Annotated in this window: 10 protein-coding genes; 3 read left to right on the forward strand and 7 right to left on the reverse strand. The window is 55.1% G+C overall.

The features are described from left to right. Positions 1 to 7 precede the first annotated feature (7 nt). Both Mal52_RS21015 and Mal52_RS21020 read right to left on the reverse strand, forming a co-directional pair. Positions 8 to 802, reverse strand: coding sequence for a PEP-CTERM sorting domain-containing protein (locus Mal52_RS21015; RefSeq protein WP_231962407.1), 795 nt, complete (start codon positions 800 to 802; stop codon positions 8 to 10). A gap of 315 nt (positions 803 to 1117) precedes the next feature. After that, entirely contained in the window at positions 1118 to 1888 is a 771-nt protein-coding gene (locus Mal52_RS21020; RefSeq protein ID WP_338054798.1) for an XDD4 family exosortase-dependent surface protein, read from the reverse strand. 403 nt (positions 1889 to 2291) lie between these two features. Here Mal52_RS21020 and Mal52_RS21025 point away from each other — a divergent pair, with 403 nt between their 5' ends. Together Mal52_RS21025 and Mal52_RS21030 are read left to right on the forward strand one after the other, a co-directional pair. Next, entirely contained in the window at positions 2292 to 2999 is a 708-nt protein-coding gene (locus tag Mal52_RS21025) for a metal-dependent hydrolase (protein WP_145378481.1), read from the forward strand. A 183-nt stretch (positions 3000 to 3182) separates the two neighbouring features. Beyond that, positions 3183 to 4277, forward strand: a complete 1095-nt coding sequence (locus Mal52_RS21030) for a hypothetical protein (protein ID WP_145378482.1) — start codon at positions 3183 to 3185, stop codon at positions 4275 to 4277. 47 nt (positions 4278 to 4324) lie between these two features. Here Mal52_RS21030 and Mal52_RS21035 read toward each other — a convergent pair whose 3' ends face one another. From Mal52_RS21035 to Mal52_RS21050, 4 genes are all read right to left on the reverse strand, one after another. Then, a complete protein-coding gene (locus tag Mal52_RS21035; protein WP_145378483.1) occupies positions 4325 to 4966 on the reverse strand; it encodes an RNA polymerase sigma factor in 642 nt (213 codons plus the stop codon). Between the two features lie 215 nt (positions 4967 to 5181). Beyond that, on the reverse strand, positions 5182 to 6561 hold the full coding sequence (locus tag Mal52_RS21040; protein WP_145378484.1) for a DUF1552 domain-containing protein: 1380 nt from the start codon (positions 6559 to 6561) through the stop codon (positions 5182 to 5184). Then, the gene (locus Mal52_RS21045) at positions 6558 to 8909 is read right to left on the reverse strand and encodes a DUF1592 domain-containing protein (RefSeq protein WP_145378485.1); all 2352 of its coding nucleotides are present in this window, start codon (positions 8907 to 8909) and stop codon (positions 6558 to 6560) included. Before Mal52_RS21045 ends, Mal52_RS21040 begins: the two co-directional genes overlap by 4 nt. Positions 8910 to 9141: 232 nt before the next feature. Then, positions 9142 to 10104, reverse strand: coding sequence for an MBL fold metallo-hydrolase (locus Mal52_RS21050; protein ID WP_197534371.1), 963 nt, complete (start codon positions 10102 to 10104; stop codon positions 9142 to 9144). A gap of 299 nt (positions 10105 to 10403) precedes the next feature. On the opposite strand from Mal52_RS21050, the gene Mal52_RS21055 reads away from it, so the two are divergent. Continuing rightward, complete coding sequence (locus Mal52_RS21055) at positions 10404 to 11549, forward strand: ACP S-malonyltransferase (RefSeq protein WP_145378487.1); 1146 nt, start codon at positions 10404 to 10406, stop codon at positions 11547 to 11549. Positions 11550 to 11936: 387 nt separating this feature from the next. On the opposite strand, the gene Mal52_RS21060 is transcribed toward Mal52_RS21055, so the two are convergent. Beyond that, complete coding sequence (locus Mal52_RS21060) at positions 11937 to 13565, reverse strand: hypothetical protein (protein ID WP_145378488.1); 1629 nt, start codon at positions 13563 to 13565, stop codon at positions 11937 to 11939. Between the last annotated feature and the right edge of the window lie 728 nt (positions 13566 to 14293).

The following is a 14293-nucleotide window of genomic DNA, read 5'->3' on the forward strand; positions in this document are numbered from 1 at the left end:
GTGGGAACTACGCGGCTTTGCGAGTTTTTCGGCGACGCCAGCCGTAGCCGACAAGCCCCATCGCTCCGATTCCCAGCAAGACAAAACTGGAAGGTTCGGGAACCACTCCAGGAGCCCCTGATGGCTTTTCGGTGCCGTAGATCGTGACCCAATCCCAGCCCCGCCCGTCGGTGGTTTTGGAATAGTCATCGTATTGCTGCAATCGAAACGTCACCGTCGACAGCGAACCGTTGCCACCAGCTAGGTTTAAAGCTTGGGCGATCGCGGCATCGACGGAACTGATTTCAACGCCATACCAATTCGAGTTACTCTCACCGGCGCTCGGCGTCCAAATCGGCACAAAGTTCTCACCATCAACACTCACGGCCACGCCGTCCGCATTCGAGTGATCGACAAACGGATTCAGTTGCCCAGCATTTTGGTCGCCGCTCCCGCCCACTCGATCTTCGTCTACTGCGAATCCGTGAACTTCGTCGTTATAGGATCGGTGGTTAAACGTAACACGAATATTTTCCCAATCCTCCAGGTTTAAGACGAGATCCGCTTCATTGAGGTTGTATCTGCCATTGGCATCCACATCCATCAACAACCCGCCACCATAGAGCCTGACTCGGCCGTCATTTGTACTGGAGTTGGTCGTAAACGGGGCAATCGAGTCCCCGCTCGTCGGACCGGTGTACAGCTCCCCCATTCCATGTCCGATAAAATTATCCATGAATAACATGGACTCGGCGTGAGCAACGGATGAACTAGCGATGACCGCCAATGCCCCGACTGCCAAAACTCTTGTAAACCCCATCATTTGATGTCTCTCCCCGGCCCGACTACTTATCGTTTCGAATGGTGTCAATAATATCTGAATTGGACTTGCGAGCTGAGCGGCCCATCCATCCTTTGATGGTATATCTCGCATAACCCCTAGAACTGCCCCGTTCCAGACATTCAGAATAATCACATTGCTAAGCGATGACCAGAAAAAAAACGTAGAATTCTTATGAATTTAGGAAATAAGGGCAAACCCTGATGCGATGCATCTTGTCGTCAAGCCATAAAAAAACGCCCCGGTAGATTACCGAGGCGGTTTAAGTGTTTTCAACTGTTGTTCGCAGTGCTCAGATCAGCCGTTTTGCGGCTTCAGCAGCCGTCTCCGGCGGCGAACAAAGGCCCCCAGACCGACAGCCCCAATGCCCAATAAGACGAAACTACTCGGCTCAGGGACGGCTGGCAGGGCATCTTGCGGAATCCCGGGCAAAAAACTCGGTTCCAGCAAGCTCGTGCCGTACTGAAAGCGGACATTGCCAATACGATCGAGGGAAAAGCCGGGCGGAAGCGATGAGAGTGTGAATACAGCGGAATTCTTGATCAATCCGCCGGTATTTCGAATCCCACCATTCCCGGTGGCGGGGTTGTCACCTGCTGAGGCAATGCCGTATTGCAAGCCACCAGGGCTGACTGGCCCAGCTAGATTCTGGCCGCCAATGATGTCCCAGCGGCCGAAGACGCCCATTCCCGTGCTGCTAATACCGTACGATTGGCCGTCCGGCAGTGCGCCACTACCGATGCCTTGACGATAAGCCCACTCGCCGCCGACATCGCTGGTCGCCCTGTCGTAAATGATGCTGCTGCCAGCTCCCACACGTGCGGAATCCGCTGAGAGTGAGGGATTTCCGAGAATATCGAAATACAAGGCTGTCAGCACATCCACCGGCACCAGTGTGTCGAATGCCGAAGTGTTGGTCAGTGTCACTTGGAGATTACCGCCCACGACGTCGAAATCCGCTTGCGCAGCGCGTGTTCCTTGCGAAAACATGAACGATTCCGCCTGGGCGCTTGAGCCCAGCAATCCAAGTGCAACGACTGCAATCAGGAATCTACTCAACACCGACATCTCCTTTTGTGACCACCGCAGTTGCTGAATCAAATTGTGACTTCGCGACCAGAGGAATTGCAAAAACGGACGACCTACACTCAAATTCGCATTCCACGCAACGGTGGTCAATCAAAAAAAATTCGACTCTCTTGCTTCTTCGAAATGCGTTGCCACAAGCGACAGGTTTTGCGGGTCCTACCCAAAAAAATGATCCGCGCGATCTTACGCTCCATAGCGGTCGCATGAATTATCAAGCCTCAATCCCTCTCCCCCCAAGCGAGACGATGTGATAGCGTTGATATCGGCAGAGATTCGCAGCCGTCCGCACTTGAATACCCCAAGGCCCCACTGGGTATCTCAAAACCGTTCCATCGCCCACGCAGCTCCACCTAGCCGCCCATTGAATCAAGGATGACACACAATGGCCAATTTTCGCGGACACGTCACGACCAGCGGTGTACTGGGCGTTGGTTACGGAGTGGGCGCCACAATGCTCGGTGGATTCACGCCCATGCAAGGCGCCCTCGCCGGCTGCCTGACTGCTGTTGGCGGCATGCTGCCTGATTTGGACTTAGAAAACAGCACGCCTTCCCGCGAGCTGTTCGCCTTAACCGCTGCCGTCGCTCCTTTGGTCTTAATGCCAAGGCTGATGCACTGGGGAGGCGGATACGAAGGGGCGATGTTTCTCGCGGTCGTGATCTATCTTGTTGTCCGCTATCTGGGCGCCACCATCGTCGGCAAACTGACGGTCCACCGCGGTATGTTCCACAGTATTCCCGCGTTATTCATCGTCGCAGAACTCGTCTTTTTGGGATACCGCAGCGACCAGGCCAGCACGCGATTCTTGATGGCCGGAGCCGTGGCTGTTGGGTTTTTATCGCACTTAATTCTCGATGAGATCTTTAGCGTTCAATTTACAGGAATACGCTTCAAACTCGCCAAATCAGCCGGTAGCGCGCTCAAGTTCATGGGCTCTAATGTATTCGCAAACCTGTTTTCCTATGCGCTGTTGTGCGCGCTGACTTATGGCGTGTTGATCGAAGGAGGCTGGATGCGGTCTCCCGTGGCTGACGAGGGTCGCGGACTGTTTCAACAAGTCCAACGGGCCGCCGAATCGTTGAGGCGCTAAACGGCCAAACCGCCGGCGCGACAATTCCAATTGACCCATCGCCGATAGCCGGGTATTCTCCCGCTCCTCTCAGCTCCCAAGCACAAGCCATCTCAATTCGCGATCAGTCTGCCGCTCTCAATTCGGCGACCGGGAATGTTCGTAACTGCGGAACATCCGCCGTTCGGAAGGGAATCCGTCACCGTGACCGATCACAAATCAATCCAACGAAAATTTTCACTGCGACTCGACGATGCGCGCGTCTGGGCCGTGCTCTGCAGTGCCATCATCGCCATGTCCCACATCGCGTTTGCCAGCGAACCGGTGCCGAAACCATCGACGCCCCATGTGCTGGAATCGGGACTATTGCTGTTGGACAACGGCAAAATCATCAAAGGTCGCATCTCGCATGGCGGCGGTGAATATCGCGTCCAGAAATCCCGCGGCGAAATGTTTGTCCCCGACAATATGGTCCGTCACGTCTGCTCGGATCTGCACGATGCCTACGCCAAAAAACGGGCGGATATTGATCAACCGACCGCTGCGGATCATGTGGTCCTGGCGCGGTGGTGTATTAGCTACAACCTGCTCACGGAAGCACAACGAGAACTCAACGATGCCGTCGCCTTAGAACCGGGACGTATCCAATCGCGGCGCATGCTGCGACGGCTTGACGCCTTGTTGGGGGAATCGCCGGACGCGCTTGAAGACGACCACGCCACGAGTCGCCGTAAATTTGCGGGACTGGATTACGAAGCCGAATCGTTGGGGGGATTGTCGCGAGAAAACGCACAACGCTTCACGGCGAGAATTCAACCAATTTTAATGAACACGTGTGCCAACGCGCATTGCCATGCCGAATCGACATCGGACAACGATTTCAGTTTGCTCCGTATCAAAGTTGGAAAATATTCGTCGCGAGTGGGAACGCAGCGCAACTTGGCCGCCGTGCTCAAGCAGGTTGACTTCAAGAATCCCCAAACGAGCCCCCTGCTGAAGAGAATGGACGACAATCATCACGGCTCCCGACTCCTGTTCCGTGGCCGCAGTGGACACCTGCAACAGCAGGAAATCCGCAAGTGGGTGTCGAGCGTCGCCGCCGGCAAAGGGGGCCGCGCATTGGCCAAACAGGATTTGCAACAACAGATCAAAAAGACCTTAACCGGGGAATCGCTGGCATCTCCCCGGGCGGAAGTCGCCACGCAAATGGAACGTGAAAAGGCGAAAATCCGCAAACGAATCAACGACACGGCCGATGCGTTTGATCCGACCCGCTTTAATCAAACGATTCGTCGCTAAAAGCTCTCGCCTCGGTTGCGCAGGCAAAGCACAGACGAACAAAATCGCTACGACAAACCAAGGTTCTCGAAGTTCAGGTCGCGTAGCAACGACGACTCGGCCGCTTGCTTGAGTTTGCTCACCACAAAATGTTTGTGATTGGCGACCGCTTGCTCGGAAATTCTCAGCCGCTGTGCCGCTTCTTTATTCGGCAATCCGAGCACGAACAGCAGCTCCATGCACATCATCCGCTCGTATTCGCCTTTTTCTTTCCAAGAGGCGATCATCGATTCCAATGTCTCTCTCAGGAACGCCTCTTCGACCGAACGCCGTTCGCCGCTGCGGGCAATGCTCGATGCCATCCGGACATTGGCGCGCGGCTCAGCAGCCGGCGCGCTGGTCTCGGTGGAGGCCATGAGCGGGATCGTCGGACGTCGCCCTTCGCGCCGCAGCGTGTCGGTCAGCTTGTGAGCGGCAATCGCAAACAGATAGCTTTCCAGCGGCGTCTTGTCGTTGTAGTTGGGCAGGCTGACCACGAACCCCAAGAACGCCTCCTGCACGACATCTTCACTCACGGCCCGTTTGCCGAGACGGCTCATCACAAATGCCAACAATCGGCCTTCGTAGCGAGCAATCAACTCCTCCCACGCCTGGGAGTCTCCCTGGCGGATGCGTTGAACAAGCAATCGATCCGTTTCGTCAACCGGCATGGGCCCTAGAAGTCCGCTAGAGATGTCACAGAAAGGGGAAGTCGCGATGAGAAGCTGTTTCAATTCCAGAGGGCGACTCTTTTAGAGTCTGGCACCCGCGTGCCCGCACCATGCGCCGTAAGGTTTTGAAACAATTTCTCGTCGCTCAGTTTTCATCCCCATCATAACGGACCGGCAGACCTCGTTGAATAAACGGGGTTGCCCCGCTTGCAAAATCAGCCTTCCAGTCCCTTCAAACGTCCGGAGCTGTCTCCCAAGGATTCCACTTCGACTCCTTGGCGATCCAACAACGATAAAAACAGATTATTCATCGGGGTATCGTCTTCATAAACAATATGCCGCCCCGTTTGAATCGTGCCACCGGCCTTGCCGGCCAAGACGACAGGCAAGTCATTGTGATTGTGGCGATTTCCATCCCCAATGGCCGATCCGTAAACGATCGCACAGTTGTCCAACAATGTCCCTTCCCCCTCTTCGATTGATTTCAACCGCTTGAGGAAATATGCAAACTGCTGCATATGGAACAAGTTAATCTTCTTGATCTTTTCCAAAGTCTCAGGTTTGTTCTGGTGATGCGACAGGCTGTGATGCCCTTCCGGCACATCAATGAAGGGGAAACTGCGGTTGCTGCCCGCGTTGCCCACCATGAATGTCGAAATCCGCGTCAAATCTCCTTGAAATGCCAAGACCAGCATGTCGCACATCAGGCGATAGTGTTCGCCCAAATCCTTGGGAATCCCCGCCGGAGCAGTCACACCCGCAACGGTAATCGTCTCTCGTGTCTCGCTTTTGGCGATCCGTTGTTCGATTTCGCGGACTCCAGAGAGGTATTCGCTCAACTTCCGTTTATCTTTGCGCCCTAATTTTTTTCTCAGAGATTTTGCGTCATCCGAGACAAAATCGAGGATGCTTTTGCGTTCGCGGTTGCGACGCGCGACGCTGCCGGCGACCTCTTGGGTCGATCCGACCGAAAACAGCCGTTCGAAAACCAATCGCGGATCGATCTCCTTGGCCATCGGCGTCGATTCGCTGCGCCACGAGACGTTGGACGAATAGGCGCAGCTATAGCCTGAGTCGCAATTCCCCGCTTGGCGTCCTCGTTCCAATCCTAATTCCAAGGAAGCAAACTTCGTATGCTTGCCGACATTCTGGGCGGCGAACTGGTCGACGGAAATGCCGGCTTTGATGTCGGCGCCATCGGTCTTGCGTGGTTGGCAACCGGTTAGAAACGCAGCCCCGGACCGTGCGTGGTCTCCAGCGCCGTCGCCGTTGGCCTTAGCCTTGTCGTGGGCCAAACCGGTGAGGATGTTGACGTCGCCCCGTAGTTCTTCCAAGGGAGCCAAGATTTCCGGTAACTCAAAGTCGGTCCCGTCGGTCTTCGGCTTCCAATGCTCCATGTGCACGCCGTTGGGAACATAGAAGTAGGCTGTCCGCATGGGCGCCGCCGCGGTGGTGGCGGATGCGGTGGATGCGGCTGTTTCTGCTTCTGCAGCGCGACCAACGGCCGGCAACATGGCATCGAACATGGGCAAAGCGATCGCCGTTCCCATGCCACGTAAAAACGTCCGACGCGGGATATGCCAGTTCTTGCTCATTTTTTATCTCCTGGAGAGTTCCGTCGATTGCGAAACGGATCACTTTTCGCGATTTCTAAAAACATGGTCGTGAACTTGTAATCGTCTTTGGCCAGGGCTTCACAGATTGAGTCTACTGCACACTTGTCGTAGTACTCAAGGCCCCGTCCCAGGGCGTAGGTCAACATCTTCTCAGTTAAACATCGGCTAAATTCGCCTCGGCTCGCCTTAAGAATTGTCAGCAGTTCCGCCGGACCGTTAAACGTCTGTCCATCAGGTAACGTGCCGGAGGCATCAACATCAAAGCCGGAATCCTTGGTCCGCCAGCGGCCGATTGCGTCGAAATTCTCAAAACCAAAACCGAGGGGGTCCATTTTCTCATGGCAGGAAATGCAGGCGGGATTCGAACGATGAATCTCAAATCGTTGCCGCAACGTCCCCGATGCCACTGCGTCGGCATCCTCCGACAGCAGGGGAACGTCTGGCGGCGGCGGGAGCGGCGGACTGGCTAAAATATTGTCCAAAATCCATTTCCCCCGCTTCACGGGTGAAGTCCGCGTGGGATCCGAGGTAATCGTCAATATGCTGGCCTGCGTTAACACGCCGGCTCGCTGGGTTCCTTCTAAAGAGACGCGACGAAATTCCGGGCCGCTGACCCCTTCCAGTCCGTAATGCTTCGCCAACCGCTCGTTGACGTAGGTAAACTTGCCGTCAAGAAAATCCAAAATACTCAAGTTCTCGCGAATCGCAGCCGCGAAAAACATTTCGGTCTCGCGCCGCATCGCCAACCGCAATTCGTCGTCGAATTCGCTGAAGATATCTTTATTGGGTGCCGCCTCCGTCAAACTGCGAAGTTGCAGCCATTGTCCGGCAAAGTTTTCCACCAGTGCTGACGATTTGGGATCGGCCAACATCCGGCGAATTTGTGCTTCCAACACCAACGGCTTGCTCAACTCCCCTTTGCCGGCCAGTTCGAACAATTCGTCATCCGGCATGCTGCTCCACAGCCAATAGGACAACCGCGATGCCAACTCATAGTCGTTCAGCGCACGGTCTTGCTCATCCTTTTCGGAAGCTTCGTTGAATTCGATGCGGAACAAAAACTGCGGCGAAATCAGGATGGCTTTGAAGACCACCCGCAATGCCTGTTCAGAGGTGCCGCCGTCCTCGATAATTTTGTATCCCAACCGCATGAAATTTTTGATTTCATCCTCAGTGGCCGGGCGGCGAAACGCGCGGCTGATGAATTGATCCAGTATCGCATGGGCGCATTTGAGTGGGTCTTCCCCTTCCGAGAGATCGCAGAACACGAGTCGTTTGTGCGTCTCCGGCAATTCCTGGGGTGTGGTTTCAATTGGTCCTTGGATGGCCACGTTGCAAATATACAGGTTACGGTCGCCGCGCAGTTTGGGGTCTTCGTGTTTTGGTTTGTAGTAGTCGTTTAAGAAGGCGACTCCCACGCGATGCTTGCCGGCGGTCACCGGAAGGCGAATTTCGTAGTACCCCGGCGACTCAGCAACTGCGGTCACATTCACCGTCTCGACCGCTTTGCCGTCAATCCGGAATTCCATTTTCGGCGGGTCCGGTCCCGCCTGCTTGCCGTACGCCTCGCAAATCACTAAGTAGTCGCCGTCGGCTGCAAATTCGTGCTCCGTAAAGACTTCACCCATCGACACCAACGAGCGGAATTTCCCGATGGCCCTGCCACCGCGATCTTGCTGCATCTCCGCCCCCTCAAAGCTCTTTCGCGGCGCTTGGTAAGGATCTTCAGCCCAAATAGCGGTCTCCACAATCTTTTCAGCGGCGGAGAGATATTTCTCCATCAGCAGCGGCGACATCGACAGCACGTCACCGATGTTGTCGAAACCATAACCGACATCATCCGAAGGGAAATCGTCTGCGGGTTGAAAATCGACACCCATCAAATCGCGAATCGTGTTGTTGTACTCCACGCGATTGAGCCGGCGGATGGTTACGCGGCCGGGGTTGTCAATCTTGGTGCAATCAAAACTCTTCAACTCCAGGTCGATCCATTGTGTGATCGCCTTGCGTTGTTCTTCACTGGGCTGCGCTTCATCCTCAGGCGGCATTTCCTTGGTATTTAAGACGTGAAGAATCTTCTGCCATGTTCCGCGCTCGGTCGTGACCGATTCGACCGATTGAAATTGCTCGAGATCCAATCCGGCAATTTGGTCGTCGGGATTGTGACAGGTGCCGCAGTAGTCGTTGAAAAAGGGCTGCACGTCTTTCTGGAAATCGATCTGCGCCTCAAGGGCGTCCTCGGCGCGAACCGTCTCAACGCAGTTGGCGACACAAAGAATGCCGCAAACGATCACGATTCCAAACTGGAAAACAGGACGCAAGCTCATGGATGCTCCGGCTGGAACGCGGTGCTCAATGGCGAGGAAGGATCATCGGCCAACTTTTGGCCAGACGCAGCCTATATGCACCGGCACGACTTAGGTGGGACTTCACAAAGTTAAGGAGGGACGTTCTAGGAGGGTCGGCAAATATGTTAGCAGAGTAACGAACGCCTTTCAAGACACACCGCCACGATTAGAACGTAAGCCGTTCCTAGAAAACAGGTTGCGACATTAGCAACTAGGGCAAACAATAGCGCCCCGCTTCGTGCACCACTTGTTTCTTATCGAGCAGCAATTCCAGGTGCGTGTGCACTTCGCCGGTCCCCAACACCAAATGAAAGTCGTGCATGGTGCCGAACATCTTGATGGCGATTTCGTAGACGCTCAGCGCTGTACCACCAGAGAGCAATTCCAAAATCTGCGACTCGCGCTGTGCGTGATGCGCAATCGTTTTTTGCACATGCCCTGTCAAATCGGTGACCGGTTCGTGGTGGCCAGGCAAGACCGTCAATCCTGGACGATCAAATCCGGCGATTCGCTCCAAAGACTTCAGATACATCCCCAACAGCCCGTTGTACTCAATATCAGCGCCGCCGATATTGGGCGTGTATCCCGGCAGCACGTGGTCGCCGGTGAACAGATGATTTTCCAGCCGCAAACAGATGCTGCCCACGGTGTGGCCCGGAGTATGGATAACCTCCATCTCCGTTTCGCCACATTTGAGACGCTGTCCGTCGCTCAATGACTGTGCTGCGGTGGAACCACACAATTTGTCGAGTCGATACGGCATGCTGGAGACGTGTTCAATATCCGCAGCGGGCACGCCCCAACCGGTTAGCCGCTCCTGGATGATGCCGACATACTCATCCAGCCGCTCGCTCACATGCGTGACGTCGCGCAGATCGTCCTCGTGAATAAACACCTCACAGCCGGTCAAATCCTGCAGCCGCCGCGACAATCCAAAATGATCTTGGTGTTTGTGCGTCAATATGAGTCGCTCTAACGACTCGATGCGGTGGCCGGCGGTTTGAAAACCTGCCGACAGCGACTCAAACGCCTCTTCGGTCCCAATCCCCGTATCAATCAACGTCAGCGGCTCGGTCTCCAGCAAGTAGACGTTGGTGTCGCCTTCAAAAAACGGATTCGGAATCTGAATTCGATGAACGGAAACAGTTTGCGACGGATCAGTTGGAATATTCACGACGTTTTGACGTCTTTCACAGCACGCCGACCGATGGTCGGGGCGGACTTCGTTGACCGAATCCCTGGAGACATCTATGCCAAGTGGCCCCAAAGCGATATAAAACTGCGTTTCATCAAAACAAGCAACTTCGCCGAAGAAATGAACCGAAACCGCCGGTTTGTGGCCGCTTACACAGTTGAATCAGTGGTCGAATGTACAATTGGCCAGCCACGTCTCGATTTTTGTGCACAGGCAATACAGTAGCCCACCTTGAGACGGTTTTCATCCCAGAACTCACTTGAATCGCGAGATTTTCGATGGACGACCCCTTTGAAGGCGGAATTCAATCCGCTGCACTTGCGTTCCGGGGATACAACGTCACCAATATGGGCCGCAGTCGCGAACTGCTGATGCACCCCGCTTATGGGGCAATCGTCCGTGAGGAACTGAAACGGTCTTCAGAAATCTGCGCAGCTGCAATTGGTCGACCTGTCGATCTGGTCAGTGACGTCGAGACCAATCGGGAAACCTCCCTCACCACGTTTCCCGATGACACCGCATTGATCGTGGGCATGGAATTGGCCCAATTGCGTTTGCTCAAGGAATTCTACGGCACCGATGTTCAGAATGTCCAACTCACGATGGGTTACAGCGTCGGTGAATTGGCCTCGCTCGTCGTCGGAGGCGTTTATGAGCTCGACCAATTATTGTCCGTGCCACTCAGCCTCTGCGACGACTGCGCATCGTTGGCACACGACGTGACCATGGGTGTTGTCTTCACGCGCGGTATCGCCCTGGATTTTGCAAAACTGAAACACCTGTGCATGGTCATTAGCTGCGAAGGAAAAGGACTGATTGGTCCCTCCGCACAATTGGCTCCCAATGCCGCATTGGTCCTTGGGCAAGGCAAGACCATCACCAGGTTCAACCAACTGAAGAAAGAGTTCTTCGAGGGGCGGGTTGTTGTTCACAAAAACCCGCATCACTGGCCGCCGTTGCACACCCCATTGGTTTGGGAAAAAAGCGTCGCGAATCGCGCTGGCATGAAGGTCTATCACATTCAAGGGGGCCACGTCGCTCCCCACCCCAAAATCCTATCCTGCGTCACCGGCGGTGCGGACTATACGGAGTCCAATAGCCGCGACATCCTCGTCCGCTGGACCGACCACCCGCAGATGTTGTGGGATGTGATCTACACCACGTTGGCCTCGGGTGTGAAAACCATCCTCCATGTCGGCCCTGAACCGAACATCATTCCCAGCACGTTCGAACGGCTTAGCACGAACGTCACGCAGCAAATGGGAAGCAATTACATCAAAGCGATCAGCAGTGGAGTCGTGTCGGGCCTGAACCGTTTTGCTTGGTTGAGAAACATTCTCCCCGCAAAGTCAGCCCTCCTACGAGCACCACACATCCGGCATGTGATTCTGGAAGACTGGCTACTGGAACACACCCCGGAGTAGTTGCCGGAGCGGAGGTTGTCTGCACACGGACGCTCGGCACGGTTGCATTCGCCTCAGTCCCGTTTACGGGACTTGTCACGCGAATCGCGTGTATTAGCCCCGTCGTTTACGACGGGGTCGCAATGGTCGTACCCAGCGCCTACCGAGCCTCGTTCACGAGGCTTCTCGCTGTTCGGCTTGAGCCATGGGTTGGCGGCTAAAGCCACGCCACGAGAACCCCCGTAAAACGGGGGTGAATTTGCAGGACCAGCGATCACCTTCCCCGCCGTAAACGACGGGGCTAATACCGCTGCGCGTGACGCCCGATAAACCGGGCTTTGTGTTTCCCACGAATTTTGATGTGATCGTGCCGGGTAGGCAACACCCCAGCTGTCATTCAACCAGCGCCTACTGACGTTGTCCGCTGCCGTCCGGTTCGATGTCAACAATCCGGGCACGCGGCCGGGATAGGTCGACGAGGACGGGATAATCGGTGGAAGCCGTTTGGGTGTTGCCGGCGGCGTCCTGGGCTTGGATGCGGATGTAGAGTTTCGAGGGCACTCCTTGTCCGACCTTCCATAAATAGCGGCCCGTATTGCGATGAGCGCCGGCAATCGGATGCCACGGTCCAGCGGCCGATCCGCCGTAATACAAGGTGATCGGTTCTTCGGCCAGGTTCTGATCTTCCATGTCCCATTGGATGAGAATTTGGTTGTTGGCGACCCCCTGCCCTTGCTCCAACGGCAGCAATCGTAATTCCGGCGGGGTGATATCGACAACAATCACCATGTCAGGACGTTCGCCCGCTTGCGGAGGATCGGAGGTCAATCCCACGCCGCTGCGGACGCGCATCGCCAGTCCGTAACGACCTTCCTTGGGCACTTTGACGCGTGCCGGGCTTTTGCGGTCGTCATCCACGCCAAACTTCCACCATGAGTCGCCATTGTCTTGCGAAACGAAGACTTCAACAGCACTCACGCCTGACGGCCCGATGTCATCGATTTTGTAGCCAATATTAAATTCACGTGAATTGACGAACCGAAACGGCACAGCCGGCAAATCGCTTTGAGCCTGATTAGGCGACGTTGTTTCATCGTCGTGCCATCGCGAGCCAATTGGCTTGGTGTTGGCCACAAACCCTTCCTGTTGGGAGGGAGATGGCGCGAACGGATCCGGAGTGGAATCCTGCCGAACCGGTTTGAATTGTGCGCTCCCCTCTTCGGTCTCGGAGAAGCGTTTGGGAATATACAATCCGGTGTTACTCTTCGAACCGCGGCCTTTGTTGGCCACTGGCTTGGGCAACCCAGGAACGTTGGTCCGGGGAACAATGTCCGTCGCCGGAGCGATGGATGTTTGCATATCGGCCTTGCCGGTATTGGCCGCTAAATCTTGCACCGTCCCTTTGACGACGATATTGCCGCCGGTGGGAATCTGCCATTGCATCTGTCCCTCAGTGTTCGGGACGAACGACAACGGTTTCCACTTCGTGCTGTTGCCTTGTTTGTAGTGTAAGGTCAGCGACGACGGCTTGAGATGAGTGTCCACCGCTTTCCAAGTCAGTTGCGCCCAGCCCGGTTGCGATTGCCGTACCGTCAAATACAGTTGCGGCGCTGACGTATCTACGATGACCTTCAGGCCCGGTTCAATCGATTCTTGTGCAGGCGTCAAACTGCCGTCGGCACTCTGAGTGCGTACGACAAACCAGTACTCGCCGTCGCCCGGTGCGTTGAAAGTAAATCGTCCATCGGTCGGCGCCACTGCCTGGCTTTTGCGCCACTTGATTCCTTCGTCGTCCGAAACATACAACAAAATCTGCGTCGCCGACATCCGCTCTAGTTCCGCCGGATCGTAACGAAACGGAATGCGAAACCGCGGTTGGTTGGTATAGATCGGTCGCGTAGGAATCGGCACAGCGGCCGGAGCCAATCGCGCCTCCCAGCCCAGGCACAACAGTGCCAAGACCACAGCGGCCCACCGGTGCAGGCGCGGAGCGTGAAGGAATGCAATTTTGCTGGCAAAGAATACGGGCGATGTCATGGGATTCCGCCGGAATGGTCAGGACAGTGCCAAGACGTGTATATCTCGAAACAGGCGCGTAGTCATCCACCGCAATCGGAGGACTACACCATCGATTGTATCGACTGGTCGGCTTGCGCAACTTGAAGCGATTTCAACGAGGCTTGGGCGAGCCTCGGAAGCAATGTGGACTGTCACCCCTGGGCAAGCCGTTTCAAAACCCGGTTCCGCTTGTTCTCAAAACTCGCAGTTCAGCGTCAGTGGGAAACGTTAGAGCGTTTTGAAATGACTTTGAGCGAGCCGGTCAATTCCATCGCGAGCAACTCAGCGAACTGGAAACAACGGCCGAATGCATGACATCGATTGAGAGAAATCGAGAACAACTGACGAGCCTCGGATTGGGCTCACAGAGAAAAAAATGTTCCTACGGAATTGAACCGCTGAACCTGCGAGATAAGGGTCGCAAGGCTTGGCCCAGCCGAACATTTTATTTCTGTGTGTCATACATGAACGCGACATCCGGCAGCAGACACGGCAAGAATATCTGGCCGATTGCGTAATTTTCCAAAAAGAATCGAAACGGCTCGCACTGCAGCGAACCAACGAGAGGAACTCTCCATCCGCAAACCACTTTTCAAAGGCCAGCGGGGTAACTTCTGTTCACTTGTCGCCGTGAAATCGCCTGTTATTTATGGCCCTGACGTTTCTAATCGCTCGAACAATCGCCTTCAAATTTGAGAGAATTTCGC

The organism is Symmachiella dynata (assembly GCF_007747995.1).
Lineage (GTDB): Bacteria > Planctomycetota > Planctomycetia > Planctomycetales > Planctomycetaceae > Symmachiella > Symmachiella dynata.